The sequence below is a fragment of the Methylobacterium sp. WL12 genome, assembly GCF_008039475.1.
GTDB lineage: Bacteria > Pseudomonadota > Alphaproteobacteria > Rhizobiales > Beijerinckiaceae > Methylobacterium > Methylobacterium cerastii.
Map to the genome: position 1 here is coordinate 23,148 of NZ_VRUW01000037.1, position 21,740 is coordinate 44,887.

Consider the following 21,740-nt stretch of genomic DNA (forward strand, 5'->3'; position numbering starts at 1 on the left):
CTGGTCCCTCCCCCCTCCACGGGGGAAGCGGGCCCGCCGGCACCCGAATCCGGGCGCTTCGTCACCGGCTCGATCTTGCGCCACGTGGTGGTGATGAGCGCGACCGGCTCGATCGGGCTGATGGCGGTGTTCGTCGTCGACCTGTTATCGCTGCTCTACGTGTCGAAGCTCGGCGACACCAACCTCACCGCCGCGGTGGGCTTCGCCGCGATCGTCCAGTTCTTCGCCATCGCGATCAACATCGGGCTGATGATCGCCGCCGGCGCGCTGGTCAGCCGCGCGATCGGCGCTGGCGACGGCGCGGGCGCGCGGCGGATCGCGACCTCGGCGACGCTGCTCGGGATCGCGGCTTCCGCCCTCCTCGTCGCGCTCCTGCTGCCGCTCTCGGACCCACTGCTGCGGGCGATCGGGGCGGAGGGCGAGACGCTGCGGGTGGCCGAGCGCTTCCTCTGGATCGCCCTGCCCTCCAACGTGCTGATGGGCCCCGGCATGATGTTCTCGGGCCTGCTGCGGGCGGTGGGCGCGGCGCGCCAGGCGATGTTCGTGACGCTGGGCGGCGCACTGGTGACGGTGGGCCTCGATCCGCTGCTGATCTTCGGGGCCGGGCTCGGGGTCGACGGGGCGGCGATCACCACCTGCGTGGCGCGCGCCACCTTCGCACTCGTCGGCTGGCACGGGGTGCGGCAGCACCGGATGCTCGCCGCCCCGCGCCTCGCCGAGACGCTCGCCGACGCGCCGCTGGTGTTCAGGATCGCCTTGCCGGCGGTGCTCACCAACCTCGCGCCCTCGGTGGCCAGCGCCTTCCTCGCCCACGTGCTCGCCCGTTACGGCGCGGTGGCGGTGGCGGCCAACGTGGTGATCGACCGCCTGACGCCCGTGGCCTTCGGCGGCCTGTTCGCGCTGTCGGGCTCGATCGGGCCGATCCTCGGACAGAACTGGGGCGCCGGCCGCTTCGACCGGATGCGCGGCGTGCTTCGCGACGGGGCGCTGGTCACGTTCCTCTACAGCGCGATCGTCTGGGCGGCCCTGGTGCTCGCCCGCGGCCCCCTGATGCGGCTGTTCGAACTCGACGGGGTGGCCGCCGACCTGTTCGGGTTCTTCTGCTTCGTCAGCGGCGGGGTGTGGTTCTTCAACGGGCTGCTGTTCCTCGCCAACGCCTCGTTCAACAACCTCGGCTTCCCGTTCCGCTCGACCCTGCTCAACTGGGGCCGGGCGACCCTGGGCACGATGCCGCCGGCGCTCGCGGGCGCCGCGTTGTACGGCCCGCGCGGGGTCCTCGCCGGCGTCGGAATCGGCTCCCTCGCCTTCGGCGTGGCCGGCATCCTCATGGCCGTCCGCACCGTGACGCTGCTCGAGCGCGACGCCGTCGCGCCCGTGCGCGCGCCCGATCCCGAGGCGGCGATGGCCGCGGCGCCCGCGCAGGGCGGCGCGCTGGTCTAGTTTTCACGCGATCCGCGGTGGATGCGCGGCCCGATCGTCCCGCCCCGCGACCGGACCCCGCGCCGGCAACTGGTCAGCGGCGTCGATAAGGGTCTAGACTTCGTCCGCGCGGCCCGAAGTGGGATGTCGCGTGACGAACAGACCAAGGCCGTGCGCGATGTTCAACCCGCTCGACATGCTTCAGGCCCAAAACGGCGCCGGGATGCAGAATGTCGCGCAGCAGTTCGGCCTCACCCCCGAGCAGACGCGCAGGGCCATGGAGGCCCTGATGCCGGCCTTCGCGCTGGGGCTGCAGCGCAGCGCCATGCCCGACCCGACCGGCCTGTCGCAGATGTTCGGGATGGGCGGTGCACGGCCCGCCGCGAGCCCGGCCGAAAGCATGCTCGGGCAGATGTTCGGCTCGCCCGCCCTGACCCAGGCGATCCTGCAGCAGGCCTCGTCGGCGAGCGGCGTCGGCTCGCAGGTGCTGCGCCAGATGCTGCCGATGATGGCCGGCGCGGTGGTGGCGAGCATCGTCCACATGCTGCTGAACCAGCAGGCTCCGGAGGCCAAGGCGGCGCCCGCCCCGGCGCCCTCGCCCTTCGCGGTCGCACCGGGCTGGGCCGAGATGATGAAGGCCTTCGTGCCCGCCCAGGAGGCGACCAAACCGCAGCCGGCCAGACCTCAGCCGGCAAAGCCGCAGGCTGCCCGGGCCGCGCCGAAGCCGGAGGCCGACGCGACGCCCGGCATGTTCGAGCAGATGCTGAAGACCGGCGCCGAGGTCCAGGAGCAGAACGTGCGGGCGATGCAGGGGCTGTTCGAGGCGTTCTGGACCGAGGCCGATCCGGCCAGGGCGGGCGCAACGAAAGCCGGCGCCGACCCCAAGGCCCCGCACGCGCCCGAATCCCCGGACGCCTCGCACAGGCCGCGCAAGGGGCGGCCAGGCGCGCGTTGAGGCTGTCTCAGTTCTGGCTGACGGCGTTGCCGATGGTCGCGTAGACTTGGCCGACCTTGGACGCGTAGAGGCGTAGGCTGCCGATCATGGCGAGGAAGACGAATCCGGCGATCAGGGCGTACTCGATGCTCGTCGCACCGCGCACGTCGGCGGCGAAGCGGCGTATCGGAGAGGCGGCCTCGGCCCTCTCCGGCATTTCGACGACCGGCCCCGACATCGATGATCGCTTTCCTTCGCCGAACCGGCCTGAAACGATCCTAACCCACGCCACCTTGCCGATGTTTTAAACCCATCGCCGGCAACCGGCCTGAGCGAGATAAGATTTTAGGAATAAACGGCGATTTCCGCCGAGCGCGGAGCGTCCCCGAACGCCCTGCGGGTTCCGCTCTCTCACCAGCCCGTCATGTTCCTCCAGGTCGGCTCCCCCCATCACCGGACGCGTCGCGCGAAGCACCACGAGGCTCCCTCTCCCGTGCGGGAGAGGGTTGGGGTGAGGGGATGCTCTTGGATATCCGCCAAGCGCCGCACCGCGTCGTCAGGCGTCCCTGCCCGCTCAGCCGTGGCCGGCTTCCTTGCGCAGGGCGTCGATGCGCTTGGAGGCCTCGGCCTTGTCGAGGTCGGGATCGAACGCCTCGGGCTCCTTGGTCTCCTCGGACAGGGTCTTGAGGTAGGAGGCCTGCGCGCCGGTCATCGGCTCGCCGCCGGTGGTCCACTGATCGGGATCCTTGATCTGGTTCGACACGTCTTTCGGGTCGGTCTTGGGGTTCTCGTTCGAGGCGGACCGGGTGTCAGCCTTGGGGCTGGACTTCGCATTGGACTTGGCGGCGGCCTTGGTCATCGGGCACTCATGCGTTCTTGGAATGTTCCGTTAGAACGCAGCCCGGACCGCCACGGTTCCTCGCTGGCGGGAACCGCCTGGGGATAGGATGTCCGGCCCGCAGCTTTCCGCGCGAAGGCGTGTCGAGCGGGCGCATTTGATCGGCCGGGACCCATGCCGCGCATCATCGCGGTCGCCTCACGAAGCAACCCGAACGCCGTGCGAGCTGTCGTGTTCACACGTCTTCCACAAATGGCCCCGGACGGATCGGTGAGGCGCTGGCGCGGGTCCCCTCTCCCGAATGGGAGAGGGGACCCGCGCCTCACCGGCACGAGGGATGAAGCGCGGGTGGGACGAGACGAAAACGGCGGCCCCATCGGACCGCCGTGCCTTCCCACTCAAGCCGCTCGCGCGTTTCTTCCCCTCGGGCCGCTCGAGCTTCTTCCCCGCTCAAGCTGCTCGAGCTTGAGGCTGCACCTCGGCGAGGTAATCGTCCATCAGCGTCTGGGTGATGGCGCCGGGCACGAAGCGGTAGGGACCGATCTCGGACACCGGCGTGACCTCCGCGGCCGAGCCGGTGATGAAGCACTCCGAAAAATCGGCCATCTCCTCGGGACGGATGCGGCGCTCGGTCACCGCGATGCCGCGGCGGCGGGCCAGATCCATCACCGTCTGACGGGTGATGCCGTTGAGGAAGCGGTCGGCGGTGGGGGTGTGGATCGCCCCGTCGCGGATGAAGAACACGTTGGCGCCGGTGCACTCGGCGACATTGTCCTCGAAGTCGAGCATCAGCGCGTCGGCGTAGCCCTTGTTCTCGGCCCGGTGCTTGGAGATCGTGCAGATCATGTACAGGCCCGCCGCCTTCGAGGCGCAGGGGGCGGTGCGGGGATCGGGCCGGCGGTAGTCAGCGATGTCGAGGCGGATGCCCTTCATCTTGGTGGCGGCGTCGAAGTAGCTCGGCCATTCCCAAGCGGCGATCGCCAAGTGGATGGTGTTGCCCTGCGCCGAGACGCCCATCATCTCCGAGCCGCGCCACGCGACCGGGCGGAGGTAGGCGTCCTGGAGGCCGCTGACCTTCAGCACAGCCTCCTTGGCCGCGACGATCTCGGCGGCGGAATAGGGCACGGCGAAGTCGAGCAGCTCGGCGGAGCGGCGCAGGCGCTCGGCGTGGGCGAGGCTCTTGAAGATCACGCCGCCGTAGGCGCGCTCGCCCTCGAACACCGACGAGCCGTAATGCAGGCCGTGGCTCAGCACGTGGATCTTGGCGTCCCGCCACGGCACCATGGCGCCGTCGAACCAGATGGTGCCCTCGCGCTCGTCGAACGGGATCACGGACATGGGGGGTCTTCCTGGAAATCGTCGCGGCCCGTAGGCACGGGCACTTCGGCGGGGACGATGTCGGCGGGCCGCACCACGGCGGCTCGAGCGGGGTTGACGGGTATCAACCGGCCTGGAATATGTCAACGACACTGACGTATATCGCTTCGGCGTCGCCCCCTCCGACGCCGACCGTCCTTCCTGCCCTTCGCGCCGCAACGGGACACGGGCCGCACGTGACATCCCCCGCCCTCCGCGAACGCGACGAATCCGGCGCGCCGGCCGCCCGCGAGCACGACGCCGCCGCTGCGCCGGCCGCCTGCAGCAGCGACGACCTGATCGAGCTGCTGTTCTTCGCCTATCGCGACTTCGTCGGAGACCCGGACCGGATCCTGGCCGAGTACGGCTTCGGCCGGGCGCACCACCGGGTGCTGCACTTCGTCGACCGCTATCCCGGCCTGACCATCGCCGAGCTGCTCGACATCCTGCGCATCACCAAGCAGAGCCTGAACCGGGTGCTGAAGGACCTGATCGGCCAGGGCTACGTCGCCCAGCGCCCGGGCACGAGCGACCGGCGCCAGCGTCTGCTCACCTGCACCGAGAGCGGCCAGCGCCTGGCCGCCGACCTCACCCGCGTGCAGGCGCGGCGCCTGGCGCGGGCGCTGGCCTCGCCCGAGGACGCCGCCGCCCCCGAGAGCTTCCTGATGGCGATGATCGAACCCGACGAGCGCGCGGTCGTCCGCCGCCTGATGGCGCGTCGCGGCGGCGGGGCCGCCTGATGGCCGCCCACGCCCGCACCGAGCTCTCCGACGGCGCGCCGCACGTCCTCGTGGTCGACGACGACCGGCGCCTGCGCGAGCTGCTCGCCCGCTACCTCGCCGAGCAGGGGTTCCGGGTCACCGCCGCCGCCAGCGCCGCGGAGGCGCGGGCCAAGGCCCAGAGCCTGGTCTTCGACGCGATGGTGCTCGACGTGATGATGCCGGGCGAGGACGGCTTCGCCTACGCCCGCAGCGTGCGCGAGACCTCGCGCGTTCCGATCCTGATGCTCACCGCCCGCTCCAACCCGAACGACCGGGTGATGGGGCTGGAGATCGGCGCCGACGACTACCTGCCGAAACCGTTCGAGCCGCGGGAGCTGACGCTCCGGCTCACCAACATCATCAACCGGGCGTCCGGCCCCCGCCGCGACACCGGCACCGGCGACGTGGTGACGTTCGGGCCGTTCTCCTACCGGATCGAGCGCGGCGAGCTGAGGCGCGAGGACGAGATGATCCGCATCACCGAGCGCGAGCGCGAGATCCTGACGATCCTGGCCGGCGCGCACGGCGCCAACGTCGAGCGCGAGGCGCTGGCCGGCGCCGGGGGGCTGGCCGCCGAGCGCACCATCGACGTGCAGATCAACCGCCTGCGCCGCAAGACCGAGGTCGACCCGGCCAACCCGACCTTCCTGCAGACCGTGCGCGGCGTGGGCTATCGGCTCGCGGTGGATTGAGACGGATGCGCGCCCTCCCCCTCCGCGGGGGAGGGACGGACGACGAGCCGTCTAGATCTCGATCTCGGTCCCCACCTCGACCACCTGTCGCGTCGGCAGCCCGAAATGCGCGCCGGTTCGCTCGGCGTTGCGCTTCATGAAGGCGTAGAGGCCCTCGCGCCAGCTGTACATGCCGGGGTTGGTGGGCGAGGGGATGATCGCCTCGTGGCCGACGAAGTAGGTGATGTCCTCGATGAACTCCGCCGGCAGCAGGCCGCTGGCCACCGCGCATTGCAGCCCTTCCGGGATCGAGGCCGTCTGCATGAAGCCGTAATGCAGCACCACGCGCTCCATGCCGGGGGTGTATTGCGAGATCGCCTTGCGGATGCCCGAGGCCACGAGCGTCACCTGCGCACGCTGCGTGGCCGGCACGATCGGCTCCTCCTCGTAGATCACGGTGATCAGCAGGATGCGCTCGTGCAGGCAGCGGCTGCGCTCGACCAGGCGCCCGAGCGCCATCGGGATGCCCTCGCTCGCCGCCGACAGGAAGGCGGCGGTGCCGGGCAGCGTCACCGGAGGATGCGAGGCGAGGCGGGCGAGGAACGCGGACTCCTTCTGGCGCAGGGGCTCGCGCACCGCCTCCAGCACCCGGTTGCCCTTCATCCAGGTCAGCATCAGGAAGGCCACCGTGAAGGCGAGAACCAGCGGGAACCAGCCGCCCTCGAGCAGCTTCGTGCTGTTGGCCGCCAGGAACACGAGGTCGATGGCCAGGAAGAAGCCGTTGACCGCGAGCACCGCGGCCAGGCTGTAGCCCCAGCGCAGGGCGATCAGCGCGGCGAGCAGCGTGGTGATGCCCATCAGCGCCGAGACGGCGATGCCGTAGGCGCCGGCCAGCGCATCGGAGGAGCCGAACACGACGACGGCCACGAGGGTGGCGAGGGCGAGCAGCCAGTTCACCGCCGGCACGTAGATCTGCCCCCGCTCGTCCCGGTCGGTGTGGACCACCCGCATCGTCGGCATGAAGCCGAGCTGGATCGCCTGCTGCGTCAGCGAATACACGCCGGAGATCACCGCCTGCGAGGCGATGACCGTGGCCATGGTGGCCAGCGCCACGAGGGGATAGTGCGCCCAGTCCGGCGCGAGCCGGTAGAACGGGTTCTCGATGGCGTCCGGCTCGGCGATGAGCAGCGCGCCCTGCCCGCAATAGTGGATCAGCAGCGCCGGGAGCACGAGGCCGAACCAGGCGGTGCGGATCGCCGGGGCGCCGAAATGCCCGAGGTCGGCATACATCGCCTCCCCGCCGGTGACCGCGAGGAAGGCCGCGCCGAGCATCAGGAACGACACGTGCCAGCCGGCATGGAACAGGAAGTCCACCGCCCGCCAGGGGTTGGCCGCCGCCAGGATCTGCGGCGCCTGCCAGATCGCGGGGACCGCCAGCAGCACCAGCACCGTGAACCACACCAGCATCACCGGGCCGAACACCCGGCCGATCACCGTCACGCCCTTCCGCTGCACCAGGAACAGGCCGATCAGGATCAGGATCGTCAGCGGCAAGACGAAGGGCGTCAGCACCGGCGCGTCGACCTTCAGCCCCTCGATCGCCGACAGCACCGAGATCGCCGGGGTGATCGCGCCGTCGCCGTAGAGCAAGGCCGCGCCGATCAGCCCGACGACGAGCAGCAGCGCCTGCCAGGTGCCGGCCTTGGCGTGGCGGGCGCCGAGCAGCGCCAACATCGCGACGATGCCGCCCTCGCCGCGGTTGTCGGCGCGCAGGATCAGCACCGCGTATTTCAGCGAGACGATCAGGATCAGCGACCACAGGATCAGCGAGACCGCGCCGGTGGCCGCCGCCGCGACGGGCGCCCCGCCGGAGATGCCGGCCTTCACCGCCTCCTTGAAGGCGTAAAGCGGGCTGGTGCCGATGTCGCCGTAGACGACGCCGAGGGCCCCCAACGTCAGCGCCGGGCCGGCCGCGTGCCGCACGGCCCCGGGCTTTCGCGCGACGGGGGCGACCGGAAGGCCGTCTTTCTCCGCGAGGGGGACGGCTTGGCTCACGCGGGGTGCCCTCGGATCGAAGATCGCGCAGACGCTGCCCGCATCCGCATGCCCGTTCAAGGGGCCGGACCCGGCGAATCCGGAGGACCCACGGCGATTTGTTCCGATCGGAGGCGGACGGCGCCCGCGCTGCCGCTCGATCCGCGGCCGGCCGGCGCCGGCCGCGGGCGCAGGACCCTACTTCTTCATCGGGTCGGCCTTCATCGCGTCCTTGCTCTTCGCGTCCTTATGCATGGAGTCCTTGTGCCCGGACTCCTTGGCCATCGAATCCTTATGCATCGAATCCTTGGCCATGGAGTCCTTCTTCATCATCGCGTCCTTCGACATCGATTCGGCGGCGTGGACCGGTGCCGACAGAGCGAAGGCGGCGAGCAGCAGGGAGGCGGTGGCGGCGAGGCGGTGGCGCATGATCGGACATCCTTGAGGACGGGACACCGTCGTCCCGATGCAGCCCCTTCGACCGGGTTTCGCCACCGGTTACGCGGCGCGCGGCCGCCATGAGGCCGGCGATTTTCGCCGTTGTTCGCCCTCGGCGGAACCGCGTAACCGCGCGCCCGTCGCCGGCGAAAAGACCGGATGGGCGCGCGATCACCGCCCCGCATCACCCGATCCCGACGGAGACCGCCATGTCCCTGAAACCCGAACGGTCCGGCCGGAGCGGCGTCGCACTCGCTACGATCGCGGGCCTCGCCCTGATGGCCGGCGCGTTCTCGCTGCGCGGCCTCGCCCACGCGGAGGAGCCCGGCCGCCGCCTGCCCGAAGCGGCCGTGACCGCCAGGGAAGCCGGCCTGCGCACCGCGACGCTCGCCGGCGGCTGCTTCTGGGGCGTGCAGGGGGTGTTCCAGCACGTGCGCGGCGTGCGCCAAGCGGTGTCGGGCTATGCCGGCGGCGACGCGGCGGACGCCCGCTACAGCGCGGTCAGCACAGGCGGCACCGGCCATGCGGAGGCGGTGCGCGTCACCTACGATCCGGCGGTGATCCGCTACGACGAACTGCTACGGATCTTCTTCTCGGTGGCCCTCGACCCGACGCAGGTGAACCGCCAGGGTCCCGATTCCGGCCCGCAATACCGCTCGGCGATCTTCCCCGCCGACGCGGAGCAGGCGGCGGTGGCCAAGGCCTATATCGCCCAGCTCGACGCCGCCCACGCCTACGCAAGGCCGATCGCCACCCGGATCGAGCCCGGCGCGACCTTTTACCCGGCGGAGGGCTACCACCAGGACTTCATGGCGAGCCACCCGAACCACCCCTACATCGCCGCCAACGACGCCCCGAAGCTGCGCGACCTGCAGGCGCTGTTCCCCGAGCGCACCACGCCGGAGCCGACGCTGGTCGGCGGCCGCCCGCCGGCTTGAGCCCCGTCCTCCCGTCTCCCCTCATCCTGAGGTGCATGGGTAAGATGAAGACCCAAGCGCGGCCTCCGTCGATGGTGACGGAGCCGCCTCCTCATGGCTCGTCCGTGCAGCTACGGTCGGCTCGCGGAGGATATCGACATGAGCACCCTGACGGTCGGCATCGGCTCCATGGCGGATGCGAGGACCCGGTTTCTAGAGGCGACCGCCGGAGCCGTGGCGGGGCGCACCTCGGTAGCCGAGCCGGCGATCTACTTTGCCAGCTACGACGAGATGCACCGCGTCCTGGCGCCTGCCCGCCTAGCGATCGTCAAGGCGATGGCGGGCCAGGGGCCACTCGCCATCCGCGAAGTCGCCCGCCGCGTCGGCCGCGACGTCCAGGCCGTGCATCGGGACGTCGTGACGCTCTCGGACGCCGGAATCGTCGACCAGTCGGAGGCCGGCGTGACGTTCCCCCACGATCGCATCCATGTCGAGTTCGGCGTCGGCGCCGCCGCCTGAACAGCCGCGGGCGACAAACACCGCCCTTGTCCCCGCCCGGCGCCGTCCCCGCCCTTGTCCGCGCGTCCCGATCCACGCCAGGATCGCGCATCAGGGGCGCGGGGACGAAATCATGGCGGCGGCTTCGGGACCGGGAACCTCCAAACCCCTCGACGTGGTGCCGATCGAGGATGCGAGCCTCGGGGCGTTCTACCGGAGCATGAACCTCACCGAGCGGCGCACCTTCTGGGCCTGCGCCGCCGGCTGGGCGCTCGACGGCATGGACTTCATGATCTACCCGCTGGTGATCGGCACGATCATCAGCCTGTGGAAGGTCGACCCCGGCACGGCGGGGCTCGCCGCCACCGTCACGCTGCTGGCCTCGGCTTTGGGTGGGTGGATCGCCGGGTTCGTCGCCGACCGCATCGGCCGTGTGCTGACGCTGCAGATCACCATCCTGTGGTTCTCGTTCTTCTCGCTGGTCTGCGCCTTCGTGCAGAACTTCGAGCAACTGCTCGTCGCCCGCGCGCTGCTGGGCCTCGGCTTCGGCGGCGAGTGGGCGGCCGGCGCGGTGCTGATGGGCGAGACCATCCGGGCGCAGTATCGCGGCCGGGCGGTCGGCTCGGTCCAGTCCGGCTGGGCGATCGGCTGGGGCCTGGCGGTGCTGTCGCAGGCGGTGCTGTTCTCCTATCTGCCGCCCGAGAGCGCATGGCGCTGGATGTTCGTGATCGGCGCGTTCCCGGCGCTGCTGGTGTTCTACCTCCGCCGCTACGTCGAGGAGCCGAAGGTCGCCGCCGAGACCCGCGCCAAGGCGCGCGCGGCCGGGGAGCAGCCCAAGCTCTGGGAGATCTTCGCCGGCCCGCTCCTGCGCACGACGATCCTCGCCTCGCTCGCCGCGGCCGGCTGCCAGGGCGGCTACTACGCCATCACCACCTGGCTGCCGCGCTACCTCACCACCGAGCGCGGCCTGTCGATCGTCTCCTCCACCGGCTACCTCTCGGCGCTGATCGTCGGCTCGTTCGCCGGCTATCTCGTCGGCGCCTGGCTCGCCGACCGGCTCGGGCGGCGCCCGCTGTTCCTGATCTTCTCCGTCGGCGCGATCCTCGTCATCGTCGCCTACACCCAGCTGCCGCTCTCGAACGCGGTTTTGTGGGTTCTGGGCTTTCCGCTGGGCTTCTTCGCCTCCGGCTACTTCTCGGGGATGGGCGCCTTCCTCACCGAGCTCTACCCGACGCGGCTTCGCGGATCGGGCCAGGGCTTCTGCTACAATTTCGGCCGGGGCCTCGGCGCGCTGTTCCCGTACCTCGTGGGCGAGCTCTCCAAGTCGATCGGCCTCGCCTCGGCGATCGCGGTCTTCGCCGCCGGCGCCTACGGCGTGTTCTTCCTGGCCGCCTTCGCCCTGCCGGAGACGCGGGGCAAGGTGCTGCACGTGGACGGTTAAGGGGCGAAGAAGCCCTTGCATCCCCGCCCCCTCTGCTGGGGCGGGAAGACGCGTCGAGCCCGGACGAGAGGACGCCATGACCCCGATCCGCGATTGCCCCGCCCCCGATCCGACCCCATCCGGGCCGACGCGCTACGCCGTGCCGGCGGGCGCGGTCGACACCCACGCCCACGTCATCGGCCGGCCGCCGGCCTATCCGTTCGTGGAGAACCGCAGCTACACCCCGCCGGCCGCGCCCGCGGCGGCCTACCGCGCGATGCTCGACGCCACCGGCATGGCGCACGGCGTGCTGGTCCAGGTCAGCGTCCACGGCACCGACAACCGGCTGCTGCTCGAAACCCTGGCGACCGACCCCGCGCGCCTGCGCGGCGTCGCCGTGATCCCCCTCGGACTGCCCGAGCGCGAACTCGCGGCGATGAAGGCGGCGGGCGTGGTGGGCTTGCGCCTCAACGTGCTCTACGGCGGCGGCATCGATTTCGATCAAGTCGAGGCCTACGGCGCGCTCGCCCGCGAGATGGGCTGGCACCTGCAGTTCCTGATCGACGCGCGCAGCCTGCCGCCGCTCGCCGCACGGCTCTCGCGGCTGCCGGTGCCGTTCGTCGTCGATCACATGGGCCACATGCCGACCTCGGCGGGCCTCTCGGACGAAGGCTTCTCCACCCTCGTGGCGCTGGTGCGCGACGGCGCCTTCGTGAAGCTGTCGGGCGCGTTCCGCACCTCGGTCGCGGGCGCGCCCTACGCCGACACCATCCCCTTCGCCCGCGCGCTCAACGACGCCGCGCCGGAGCGCTGCCTGTGGGGCTCGGACTGGCCGCACGTCGCCGCCTGGGACGGGCCGCCGAAGCTCTCGACGCTCCTCGACCTGATGGCCGACTGGGTGCCGGACGAAGGGCGGCGCCAGAAGCTCTTCGTCGAGAACCCGCGCGCGCTCTACGGTTTCGGTTAGGCTTGGGGCTTCAGCTAGGTTTGAGGCTTCAGGTAGCTGCGGCCGTCGAGGTAGGCCTTGCGCCAGCGCTGGATCGCCACCCGCTCGAACAGGCCGGCCTTTGCGAACGGGTCCTCGGCGATGAAGGCTTCCGCTTCCGCCCGGGTTTCCACGTCGACGACGTAGAGGCCGCCGCCCGCATCCGACCCGTCGTCGGCGAGCTTGGCGCCGCAGGCGAGCAGCAACGCGGCCTGGGCTTCCAGGAAGGCGAGGTGCTCGGCGCGGGCCTCGCGGCGCAGGTGCTGGTGGCCGGGCTTGTCGAAGGTCTCGATGATGAACGGCATGGCGGCTCCGGGCGCGCGGCTGATGTTTCCGATGCGCCAGGTGTAACGCGGCGCAGGGCGCGCGGCGCCGGCGGGCCCTGACACCGGGCAAGCGTTCTCACTGGTTCGACCCGGCCGGGCGCGATCGGCGAGCGGGACGCAACTATAAGAAGAACGCCGACCCGCCGCGCGCCGCCGTTCTCCTGGCGGATTGCGCGCACGGCACCGGCCTGCCTCCGGACGCGGGACGACCCGCCAACCGGGGGAGGCCGCACCACCGCGTGCGCGCATGGGCACGCGGAGCGGCCTCGCGCCGCCAGCCCTCGGGAGGACCCTCCGTGACACGCATCATCCCGGCCTCCGCGCTCGCCGCCGCGCTGCTCGCAGATGGCCTCGCGGCCACCCCGGCCCGCGCGCAATACGCCGACGGCGGCATCAAGATCGGCGTGCTGACCGACATGTCCGGCGGCTACTCGGACCTCGCCGGCAAGGGCTCGGTGACGGCGGCGCAGCTGGCGATCGAGGATTTCGGCAAGACCGTCGGCGGCCGCAAGGTCGAGCTGATCGTCGCCGACCACCAGAACAAGGCCGACATCGCCTCCACCATCGCCCGCCGCTGGTTCGACACGGAAGGGGTGGACGCGATCTTCGACACGAACTCGTCGGTGGCGGGGCTCGCGGTGCGCGAGGTGGCCCGCGCCAAGGGCAAGGTCGACGTCAATTCCGGCGCCGGCTCGATGGCGCTCACCAACGCCGCCTGCTCGCCCACCGGGGCGCACTGGTCCTGGGATACGCACGCGCTGGCAGCCGGCACCGCCGCGGCGCTCGCGGACGACCCGAAGAACACCTGGTTCTTCATCACCGCCGACTACACGTTCGGGCACGACCTCGAGGCCCAGGTCACCCGCGTCGTGAAGGCGAAGGGCGGCACCGTGTTCGGCTCGGTCAAGCACCCGTTCCCGAACGCCGACTTCTCGTCCTACCTGATCCAGGCGCAGGCCTCGGGCGCCCGGATCATCGGCATGGCCAACGCCGGCGCCGACACGATCAACACCATCAAGCAGGCCGCCGAGTTCGGCATCGCGGAGGGCGGCCAGTCGCTCGGCGGGCTCAACATCTTCCTCACCGACGTCAACTCGGTCGGCCTGAAGGCGGCGCAGGGCATGATCCTGACGACGGGCTTCTACTGGGACCTCGACGACCGCACCCGCGCGCTGGCCCAGCGCTTCGGCGCGCGCATGGGCGGCCGGATGCCGACCATGGTCCAGGCCGGCGACTACTCGGCGGTGCTGCACTACCTCAAGGCGGCCGAGGCGGCGGGCACCGACGACGGCCTCGCGGTGATGGCCAAGATGCGCGAGCTGCCGATCGAGGACGCCTTCGCCCGCAACGCCAAACTGCGCCCCGACGGCCGCATGGTGCACGACATGTATCTGGCGCGGGTGAAGACGCCGGCCGAGTCGAAGGGCCCGTGGGATTTCTACACGATCCTCAAGACCATCCCCGGCGACGAGGCCTTCCAGCCGCTGGCGCAGAGCACCTGCAAGCTGGTGACGAACCCGTAGGCGGACGGGTAGCCCGCGCGTCCCTCACCTCCCCGTCGTCCCGCGCCTGCCTTCCGCGACCCGGGAGGCGGGGAAGGGTGCCGTCGCGCGTCGGACCAAGGCCGGCTCAGATCGCCGACGGATGCCGGGCCAGCGGCGTCACCGCCACGCTCATGAACGGGAAGAGTGGCAGGCTGGAGAGGATGGCGTGGAGCTCGTCGTGGTCGGCCACGTCGAACACGCTGATGTTGGCGTACTGCCCGGCGATGCGCCAGAGATGCACCCACCGGCCCGATTCCTGAAGCGCCTGCGCCTGCGCCTTCTCCTCGGCCTTCAACCGGTCGAACTCGGCCGGCGGCAGGTGCGTGGGCGGATGCACCTCCATCCTGACGTGATACAGCATCGCTTCCTCCCCGCTCCCTCGTCGCCAGCCCGGCCGCGCCATCATAGCGCCGCCGCATCACGGTTGCGCGCGGATCGGCTCCCCGGGGTGTGCTAACCCGCGATCCGAGCAAGGAAGAGGCACCCGCCGAAGCCCCGCGCGCAAAGCGCGTTGCCGAAGCATCCATCGACGGATCATTTGCAGTCATTGACCGACGGGCGTGCCCATGGCCGTGATGACGATCCGCAACATCGACGACGCGCTCAAGGCACGCCTCCGCGTCCGCGCCGCGATGCACGGCCGATCGATGGAAGACGAGGCGCGCGACATCCTGCGCTCTGCCCTTTCCAGCGAAGTTCCCCGCCCCCGCGATCTCGGCCGGGCGATTCATGAGCGCTTCGCGGCGCTCGGCGGCGTCGACCTGCCGGACGTGCCACGCGAACCCGGCCGGGAGCCGCCGGACTTCGAGGCGTGATCGTCCTCGACACCAACGTCCTCTCCGAGTTGATGCGGCCCAGCCCCGAGCCGAAGGTCCTGGCCTGGTTCGCGCTGCGACCGATCGCGGGCTTGTTCACCACGCCCCTGACGCAGGCTGAAATCTTCTACGGCCTCGTCCTCCTCCCGGAGGGTCGGCGGCGCGATGGGTTGATGGCGGCGGCACGAACGATCTTCGAGGTCGAGATGGCGGGACGGGTCTTGCCCTTCGACGGCGATGCCGCTGCGGCCTATCCCGAGATCGCCATCGGGCGGCGCAAGGCCGGCCAGCCGATCGGTCCGATCGATGGCCAGATCGCGGCGATCGCTCGGTCGCGCGGCTCGCGGCTCGCGACGCGCAACGTTCGGGACTTCACCGGCTGCGGGATCACCGTCATCGATCCCTGGACGGTCGCCTGACGGAAGCGTCGCGTTTCTCACTGACGCGCTGGTCATCGCCTCGGCCGCGCAGCCGCCGCGCGTCGCATGTCGGGCGTGGGGCGCCTGCATCAAAAGCACTTGTTGCGGCGCGCAAAACCGGGTCCCCTGCCGGCGAGCCCAGGGATCCGAGCCCCCGCGCATCCCGCCCCCCACCGAGGAGCCATCCATGTCCGACCTGAACGCACCGACGGATGCGCCTGCGCGGAAGAACGCGCCCGCGTTGGAGGCGTTCTGGATGCCGTTCACCGCCAACCGCCAGTTCAAGGCGGCGCCGCGGATGTTCGTGGCGGCCGACGGCATGCACTACACCACCGACGACGGCCGGCAGGTGCTCGACGGGACGGCGGGTCTGTGGTGCTGCAACGCCGGGCACGGGCGGCGCGGGATCGCGAGCGCCGTCGAGCGCCAGCTCGCGACGATGGACTTCGCCCCGACCTTCCAGATGGGGCACCCGATCGCGTTCGAATTCGCCGAACGCCTGGCCGAGATCGCCCCCGGGCCGAGAGGAAAGAAGCTCGACCGGGTGTTCTTCACCGGCTCGGGCTCGGAATCGGTCGACACCGCGCTCAAGATCGCGCTGGCCTACCAGCGGGCCGTCGGACAGGGCACCCGCACCCGGCTGATCGGGCGCGAGCGCGGCTATCACGGCGTCGGCTTCGGCGGCATCTCGGTCGGCGGCATCGTCTCGAACCGGCGGGCCTTCCCGACGCTGCCCGGCGCCGACCACCTGCGCCACACCCACGATCCGGCGAAGAACGCCTTCACCAAGGGCCAGCCCGAGCACGGGGCCGAGCTCGCCGACGACCTCGAGCGCCTCGTCGCGCTTCACGGCGCCGAGACCATCGCGGCCTGCATCGTCGAGCCGGTGGCGGGCTCCACCGGCGTGCTGGTGCCGCCGAAGGGCTACCTCGAGCGCCTGCGCGCGATTTGCGACGCCCACGGCATCCTGCTGATCTTCGACGAGGTGATCTCCGGCTTCGGGCGGCTCGGCGCGCCCTTCGCCGCCGACTTCTTCGGGGTGACGCCGGACCTCGTCTGCACCGCCAAGGGGCTGACCAACGGCACCATCCCGATGGGCGCGGTCTTCGCCGGCCGCCACGTCCACGACGCCCTGATGGACGGCCCGGACGGGATCGAGCTGTTCCACGGCTACACCTATTCCGGCCACCCGGTGGCCTGCGCGGCGGGGCTCGCGACGCTGGACATCTACCGCGACGAGGGCCTGCTCACCCGCGCGGCCGAACTCGCCGACGACTGGGCCTCGGCGATGCACGACCTGCGCGGGCGCAACCGCGTGATCGACATCCGCACCATCGGCCTGATCGCCGGCATCGAGCTGGAACCGCGCCCCGGCGCGCCCGGCAAGCGCGCCTACGACGTGTTCGTGGATTGCTTCGCGCGCGGCCTGCTGATCCGCGTCACCGGCGACATCGTCGCGCTCTCGCCGCCGCTGATCCTGGAGAACGGCCAGATCGACGAGATCGCCGGCATCCTGGGGGATGCGATCGACCGGGTGGTTTGAAGGGGGGACGGAGCGCGTCTTCGCCCTTCGCTGCAACGCAACGCACGCCCGCTGGTTGAACCCGCGAAACGAGGGCCGCGGGCCCTCGGCAGCGAGGATCATGCATGACGGGTTCGGTTCTGATCGTGGGCGCCAGCGGCATCGTCGGAAGCGCGGCCGCCGAACGGTTCTCCGCCGAGGGCTGGGAGGTGGCGGGGCTGGCACGCAAGCCCGTGGCGCAGGACGGCGTCACGCCGGTCTCGGCCGACCTGCAGGACCCCGCCTCCCTCGAGCGGGCGCTCTCCGGCCTGGCGCCGAGCCATGTGGTGCTCGCCACCTGGATGCGCCGCGACACCGAGGCCGAGATGATCCGCGTCAACGGCGCGATGGTGGAAAACCTGCTCGCCGCGCTCCGCCCGGCGGGCTCGCTCCGGCACGTGGCCCTGGTCACCGGCCTGAAGCACTATCTCGGGCCGTTCGAGGCCTACGGGAAGGGCGCCGTGCCGCAGACCCCGTTCCGCGAGGAGCAGGGCCGGCTCGACGTGGAGAACTTCTACTACGCGCAGGAGGATGCGGTGTTCTCGGCGGCCGCCCGCGACGGCTTCGCCTGGAGCGTCCACCGCCCGCACACGATCATCGGCAAGGCGGTCGGCAACGCCATGAACATGGGCACGACGCTCGCCGCCTACGCCACGCTCTGCCGCGAGACCGGCCGCCCGTTCCGCTTCCCCGGCTCGGGGATGCAGTGGAACGGCCTGACCGACATGACCGACGCGCGGCTGCTCGCCCGCCACCTGCTCTGGGCCTCGACCAGCGCGCGCGCGGCCAACGAGGACTTCAACGTCGTCGACGGCGACGTCTTCCGATGGAGCTGGATGTGGGGCCGGATCGCGGAATGGTTCGGGATCGCGGACGAGCCGTTCGACGGCACCGTGCGGCCGCTCGAGACGCAGATGGCCGAGGACGGCCCCGTCTGGGCCGAGATCGCGGCCCGCCACGGCCTCGCCGAGCCCGACCTCGCGAAGCTCGCCTCGCCCTGGCACACCGACGCCGACCTCGGCCGGCCGATCGAGGTGGTCACCGACATGAGCAAGAGCCGCCGGTTCGGGTTCCTGGACTACCAGCCCACCGACGACGCGTTCTTCGACCTGTTCGCCCGCCTGCGGGCCGACCGGCTGATCCCGTAAGACGCTGGCTGTGAGAGCACGCGCCACGTCGGCGGGGCGCGACCAGCCCGTCGACGTGGCCGCCAAGACGAGACTAAGAATACTTGAACGAATGAGGGATTATTACCCAATTAAGTGTAGTGGCGCCGTTATAGGGCAATCTTAATCGTGATCGGCAATCTAGGATCCGACGTTTCAAGGATTCCGCGATGTTGGCCCATGTCACGATTCGAACGCGCCTGATCGGCGCAGTGCTGGTGCTGTTCGCCCTCACGGCGGGGTTGGGCGGCTTCTGCTTTTCGCGCATCCACGCCCTCAGCGCGGTCACCGACGACCTCGGCGGCAACGCACTGCCGTCGACGCGCACCCTCGGGCGGCTCGCCACGAACTTCGAGACCCTGCGCAGCCGGCAGCTCGCCTACCTGCTGTCGAGCGAGGAGCGCCGGCCGCAATCCCTGCCGCGGCTGCGCGTCAGCATGGCCGACATCGAGGCCGACATCGCCGCCTATGCCGGCCTCGTCAGCGACGGCGAGGGTGCGCTGTGGGACGCGGTGAAGGCGACGGTGCCGGCCTACTCGGCCATGGGAGAAGAATTCATCCGCCGCCTCGACGCCGGCGACGCGAAGGGCGCCACCGCCTACGTGCTCGACGGGATGCTGCCGGCGCTCAACGCCGCCCGCGCCGCCCTGAAGGCCGACCTCGCCTTCAACGAGGCCGCCGGCAAGACCAGCGCCGCCGTCGCGCAGGCGTTGGGCGAGCGCGCCCGCCTCGCCATCGCCGTCGTCCTAGCCCTCGTCGCGGCGACCACCGTCGCGGTCGGCTGGATGTCAGTCTCCACGATCTCCGCGCCGGTCCGGCGGATGGCGCGGGTGATGGACGTGGTGGTGGCCGGCGACACCACGGTATTGGTGCCGCATACCGGCGAGCGCAGCGAGCTCGGCGCGATGGCGTCGGCGGTCCAGGTGTTCAAGGAGAACCTGATCCGCACGCGCAAGCTCGAGGCGGAGACGGCGGACGCGCGGCTGGCGGCGGAGGCGCAGCGCAAGGCCGGGATGCGCCAGATGGCCGACGACTTCGAGGCGGCGGTGGGCGGCATCGTCGGGATGGTCTCGTCCTCGGCGACCGAACTGCAGGCCACCGCCCGGACCCTGACCGCGACCGCCGCCGAGACCGCGGGCCAGTCCACCACGGTGGCGGCGGCCGCCGAGGAGGCCGGCACCAACGTCACCACGGTGGCGGCGGCCGCCGAAGAACTCGGCGCGTCGGTGCTGGAGATCGGGCGCCAGGTCGGCGGCTCGGCCGCCCTCGCCCACGCGGCGGTGCACGAGGCCGACCAGACCGGCGCCCTGGTGCAGGCGCTGAGCGCTGCGGTCTCGCGCATCGGCGACGTGGTCGGGCTGATCTCGAACATCGCCGGGCAGACCAACCTTCTGGCGCTCAACGCCACCATCGAGGCGGCGCGCGCAGGCGCCGCCGGCAAGGGCTTCGCCGTGGTGGCGGCGGAGGTGAAGGCGCTGGCCGAGCAGACGGCCAAGGCTACGAGCGAGATCTCGGGCCAGATCGCGCAGATCCAGACCTCGACCGGTCAGGCGGTCGCCTCGATCGGGGGGATGACCGGGCGCATCCGCCAGATCAGCGACGTGGCGACCTCGATCGCGGCGGCGGTGGAGCAGCAGGGCGCGGCGACGCAGGAGATCGTGCGCAACGTCGGCCAGGCGGCTTTGGGCACGGCGGAGGTGACCGGCAACATCGCCGGCGTGGCGGGCGCGGCCGAGGAGACCGGCGCGGCGGCGAGCCAGGTACTGGGTGCGGCCTCCGAGCTCTCGCGCCAGTCCGAGCACCTCGCGGCGGAAGTCGATCGCTTCCTCGCCACCGTCCGCGCCGCCTGACCCGATCCTCCCCGTCATCCCGGGGCTGCGCAGCAGAGCCCGGGATCCAGAGCCGCCGACGGCGCAATCAGGAGAACGACCTGCGGTTCTGGATCCCGGGCTCGCCTCTGGCGCCCCGGGATGACGGCGAGGGTGTGAAAACGCGGGTTTTTGCGATCCGCGCCTTGCTTCGAACGAAGCCTCAGCCGCCCGCCTCAAGACGTTCCGTCCCACACCATTCGGCAACGAACAGCGCCATCGCCGTGGTGATGCGCTGGACGGAGCGCAGGCTGACGCGCTCGTCGAAACCGTGGATGTTCTCGCTGGCCGGGCCGTAGCAGAGCGCCGGCACCTGCTCGTAGAGGGCGTGCACCCGCGTATCGAGGTAGCAGGGCGCCATGATGCCGGTCAGCTCCGCTCCGGTCGCGCGGCGGTGGGCGGCGGCGAGCACGCCCTCCGCCTCCGAGCCCGGCTCCAGCACGTAGCCCTCGGCGAAGAACCCGTCGAAGGTGACCCGCGGCGGGGCGTCGGCGAGGAAAGGGTCGGCGCGGGCGAAGGCGGCGACCGCCGCCTCGACCTCGGCGGCCGCGTCCGCCGCGCGCGTGCCGGGATAGAGCGCGATCCGGCAGCCGACGCGGCACCAGGCCGGCACCGACGAGTTCCAGTCGCCGCCCTCGATCCGGCCGACGTTGAGGTTGATCGGGTGCGCCACGTCCGAAAAGTGCGGCCGGCCGGCCCGGTCGGCGTTCCAGCGCCCCTCGAGTTCGCGCAACGCGCCGATCACCCGGTACGTCGCGTCGATGGCGTTGGCGCCCGCGCCCATCGCGCGGACATGCACCGGCCGCCCGCGCACCTCGACCGTGAACCACAGCACGCCGGTGTTGGCCCGCACCAGAGCCTCGTCCATCGGCTCGGGGATCAGCACCGCGTCGGCGCGGTAGCCGTGCAGGTGCGCCGCGAGCGCGCCGTTGCCGGTGGATTCCTCCTCGACCACCGACAGGATCGTCACGGCGGCGGCGGGCTGCAGGCCGATCCGCCGCAGCGCGTCGAGGGCGAACAGGTTGGCCGCATGCCCCGCCTTCATGTCGGCGGCGCCGCGCCCGTATAGCCAGTCGCCGTCGATCACCGGATCGAAGGGCGGGTGCGTCCACAGGTCGAGGGGCCCGGGCGGCACCACGTCGACATGCGCCTGCAGGATCAGCGAGCGTCCGCCCGCGCCCCGCGGCCGGTGGAGGCCCGCCACGATCGGCGCCTCGGAATGCCCGTCCGCGACCCTCGCCCCGCCGGGATGGCCCGCGATCGCGGCGGCGTCGATGGCAAACCGCTCGGTCGCGTAGCCGCGGGCGCGAAACGCGCCGAGCACGAAGTCCTGGATCGCGTGCTCGGCGCCGCGGGTCGAGCCGAACCTCACCAGCGCCTGCGTGTGCGCGACCTGCTCGGCGAACCCGTGCGCGACGGAGGCCGCGATGCGGTCGGCGAGGGCGGGATCGAGGGGCATGCGAAGTCCTGCGGTCTCGCGGCGGAGCGCGGCCAGCCTACGCCGCCCGGTCGCCGCGACATAGGCGGTCCCCGAGGCGCAGGTGGGAACGGAGATTGGAATTGTTTGCACTTGCGTGCATCCTGTGGGCGAACCGGGTCCGCTCGCTGGAACAATAAAGCGGGACGCCCGGCCGTGGAGGAACCATGAACGAGATCGTCAAGCCGGATTCCCTGATCGTCGCCGAGGCCGAGAGCCTGACCGAGACCTTCTTCGGCGGCTGCCCGCACGACTGCCCGGACACCTGCTCGATGCTGTTCGAGGTGCGTGAC

22 protein-coding genes are annotated in these 21,740 nt (G+C 71.2%); 14 read left to right on the forward strand and 8 right to left on the reverse strand.

Annotation, left to right across the window (positions count from 1 at the left end):
- Complete coding sequence (locus FV226_RS15065) at nucleotides 1-1,440, forward strand: MATE family efflux transporter (RefSeq protein ID WP_246691610.1); 1,440 nt, start codon at nucleotides 1-3, stop codon at nucleotides 1,438-1,440.
- A 157-nt stretch (nucleotides 1,441-1,597) separates the two neighbouring features.
- On the forward strand, nucleotides 1,598-2,374 hold the full coding sequence (locus FV226_RS15070; RefSeq protein ID WP_187277396.1) for a DUF937 domain-containing protein: 777 nt from the start codon (nucleotides 1,598-1,600) through the stop codon (nucleotides 2,372-2,374).
- A 7-nt stretch (nucleotides 2,375-2,381) separates the two neighbouring features.
- Here FV226_RS15070 and FV226_RS15075 read toward each other — a convergent pair whose 3' ends face one another.
- The 3 genes from FV226_RS15075 to FV226_RS15085 all read right to left on the reverse strand — a co-directional run bounded on the left by FV226_RS15075 (nucleotide 2,382) and on the right by FV226_RS15085 (nucleotide 4,529).
- Nucleotides 2,382-2,591, reverse strand: coding sequence for a Flp family type IVb pilin (locus FV226_RS15075; RefSeq protein ID WP_147763541.1), 210 nt, complete (start codon nucleotides 2,589-2,591; stop codon nucleotides 2,382-2,384).
- 336 nt (nucleotides 2,592-2,927) lie between these two features.
- Nucleotides 2,928-3,212: a DUF3072 domain-containing protein gene (locus tag FV226_RS15080; RefSeq protein WP_147763542.1), complete on the reverse strand. Its 285-nt coding sequence runs from the start codon at nucleotides 3,210-3,212 to the stop codon at nucleotides 2,928-2,930.
- Nucleotides 3,213-3,641: 429 nt separating this feature from the next.
- The gene (locus FV226_RS15085) at nucleotides 3,642-4,529 is read right to left on the reverse strand and encodes a branched-chain amino acid aminotransferase (protein ID WP_147763543.1); all 888 of its coding nucleotides are present in this window, start codon (nucleotides 4,527-4,529) and stop codon (nucleotides 3,642-3,644) included.
- Nucleotides 4,530-4,843: 314 nt separating this feature from the next.
- On the opposite strand from FV226_RS15085, the gene FV226_RS15090 reads away from it, so the two are divergent.
- Both FV226_RS15090 and FV226_RS15095 read left to right on the forward strand, forming a co-directional pair.
- Nucleotides 4,844-5,287, forward strand: a complete 444-nt coding sequence (locus tag FV226_RS15090) for a MarR family transcriptional regulator (protein ID WP_238272679.1) — start codon at nucleotides 4,844-4,846, stop codon at nucleotides 5,285-5,287.
- A complete protein-coding gene (locus FV226_RS15095) occupies nucleotides 5,287-6,000 on the forward strand; it encodes a response regulator (RefSeq protein ID WP_147751266.1) in 714 nt (237 codons plus the stop codon). The genes FV226_RS15090 and FV226_RS15095 overlap by 1 nt, the downstream gene beginning before the upstream one ends.
- Before the next feature lie 51 nt (nucleotides 6,001-6,051).
- Here the strand turns inward: FV226_RS15095 and FV226_RS15100 are convergent, their stop codons facing one another.
- Together FV226_RS15100 and FV226_RS15105 are read right to left on the reverse strand one after the other, a co-directional pair.
- Nucleotides 6,052-7,962, reverse strand: coding sequence for a KUP/HAK/KT family potassium transporter (locus FV226_RS15100; protein ID WP_246685351.1), 1,911 nt, complete (start codon nucleotides 7,960-7,962; stop codon nucleotides 6,052-6,054).
- A 249-nt stretch (nucleotides 7,963-8,211) separates the two neighbouring features.
- The gene (locus FV226_RS15105) at nucleotides 8,212-8,442 is read right to left on the reverse strand and encodes a pentapeptide MXKDX repeat protein (RefSeq protein ID WP_147763545.1); all 231 of its coding nucleotides are present in this window, start codon (nucleotides 8,440-8,442) and stop codon (nucleotides 8,212-8,214) included.
- 218 nt (nucleotides 8,443-8,660) lie between these two features.
- Here FV226_RS15105 and msrA point away from each other — a divergent pair, with 218 nt between their 5' ends.
- From msrA to FV226_RS15125, 4 genes are all read left to right on the forward strand, one after another.
- Nucleotides 8,661-9,389: a peptide-methionine (S)-S-oxide reductase MsrA gene (gene msrA / locus FV226_RS15110; RefSeq protein WP_147763546.1), complete on the forward strand. Its 729-nt coding sequence runs from the start codon at nucleotides 8,661-8,663 to the stop codon at nucleotides 9,387-9,389.
- 138 nt (nucleotides 9,390-9,527) lie between these two features.
- Nucleotides 9,528-9,887, forward strand: coding sequence for a helix-turn-helix domain-containing protein (locus FV226_RS15115; RefSeq protein ID WP_147763547.1), 360 nt, complete (start codon nucleotides 9,528-9,530; stop codon nucleotides 9,885-9,887).
- A gap of 112 nt (nucleotides 9,888-9,999) precedes the next feature.
- Nucleotides 10,000-11,307, forward strand: a complete 1,308-nt coding sequence (locus FV226_RS15120; protein WP_147763548.1) for an MFS transporter — start codon at nucleotides 10,000-10,002, stop codon at nucleotides 11,305-11,307.
- Nucleotides 11,308-11,383: 76 nt separating this feature from the next.
- Nucleotides 11,384-12,253 carry an amidohydrolase family protein gene (locus FV226_RS15125; RefSeq protein ID WP_147763549.1) on the forward strand — a complete coding sequence of 290 codons (870 nt, stop codon included), beginning with the start codon at nucleotides 11,384-11,386 and terminating at the stop codon, nucleotides 12,251-12,253.
- 14 nt (nucleotides 12,254-12,267) lie between these two features.
- Here FV226_RS15125 and FV226_RS15130 read toward each other — a convergent pair whose 3' ends face one another.
- Nucleotides 12,268-12,576 carry a YciI family protein gene (locus tag FV226_RS15130; RefSeq protein WP_147763550.1) on the reverse strand — a complete coding sequence of 103 codons (309 nt, stop codon included), beginning with the start codon at nucleotides 12,574-12,576 and terminating at the stop codon, nucleotides 12,268-12,270.
- A 317-nt stretch (nucleotides 12,577-12,893) separates the two neighbouring features.
- Here FV226_RS15130 and FV226_RS15135 point away from each other — a divergent pair, with 317 nt between their 5' ends.
- Nucleotides 12,894-14,120, forward strand: a complete 1,227-nt coding sequence (locus FV226_RS15135; RefSeq protein ID WP_210246521.1) for an ABC transporter substrate-binding protein — start codon at nucleotides 12,894-12,896, stop codon at nucleotides 14,118-14,120.
- 106 nt (nucleotides 14,121-14,226) lie between these two features.
- On the opposite strand, the gene catC is transcribed toward FV226_RS15135, so the two are convergent.
- The gene (gene catC / locus FV226_RS15140; RefSeq protein WP_147751258.1) at nucleotides 14,227-14,502 is read right to left on the reverse strand and encodes a muconolactone Delta-isomerase; all 276 of its coding nucleotides are present in this window, start codon (nucleotides 14,500-14,502) and stop codon (nucleotides 14,227-14,229) included.
- Between the two features lie 205 nt (nucleotides 14,503-14,707).
- Between catC and FV226_RS15145 the strand changes: the two genes are divergently transcribed.
- From FV226_RS15145 to FV226_RS15165, 5 genes are all read left to right on the forward strand, one after another.
- Nucleotides 14,708-14,956, forward strand: a complete 249-nt coding sequence (locus tag FV226_RS15145; RefSeq protein WP_147763551.1) for a plasmid stabilization protein — start codon at nucleotides 14,708-14,710, stop codon at nucleotides 14,954-14,956.
- Nucleotides 14,953-15,375 (forward strand): type II toxin-antitoxin system VapC family toxin, encoded by a 423-nt coding sequence (locus FV226_RS15150; protein WP_147763552.1) that lies wholly within the window; start codon nucleotides 14,953-14,955, stop codon nucleotides 15,373-15,375. Before FV226_RS15145 ends, FV226_RS15150 begins: the two co-directional genes overlap by 4 nt.
- A 187-nt stretch (nucleotides 15,376-15,562) precedes the next feature.
- Nucleotides 15,563-16,918 carry an aspartate aminotransferase family protein gene (locus FV226_RS15155; protein ID WP_147763553.1) on the forward strand — a complete coding sequence of 452 codons (1,356 nt, stop codon included), beginning with the start codon at nucleotides 15,563-15,565 and terminating at the stop codon, nucleotides 16,916-16,918.
- Between the two features lie 104 nt (nucleotides 16,919-17,022).
- A complete protein-coding gene (locus FV226_RS15160; protein WP_147763554.1) occupies nucleotides 17,023-18,084 on the forward strand; it encodes an SDR family oxidoreductase in 1,062 nt (353 codons plus the stop codon).
- A 188-nt stretch (nucleotides 18,085-18,272) separates the two neighbouring features.
- A complete protein-coding gene (locus FV226_RS15165) occupies nucleotides 18,273-19,952 on the forward strand; it encodes a methyl-accepting chemotaxis protein (protein WP_147763555.1) in 1,680 nt (559 codons plus the stop codon).
- Nucleotides 19,953-20,133: 181 nt separating this feature from the next.
- Here the strand turns inward: FV226_RS15165 and FV226_RS15170 are convergent, their stop codons facing one another.
- Nucleotides 20,134-21,429, reverse strand: a complete 1,296-nt coding sequence (locus tag FV226_RS15170; RefSeq protein ID WP_147763556.1) for an ArgE/DapE family deacylase — start codon at nucleotides 21,427-21,429, stop codon at nucleotides 20,134-20,136.
- Between the last annotated feature and the right edge of the window lie 311 nt (nucleotides 21,430-21,740).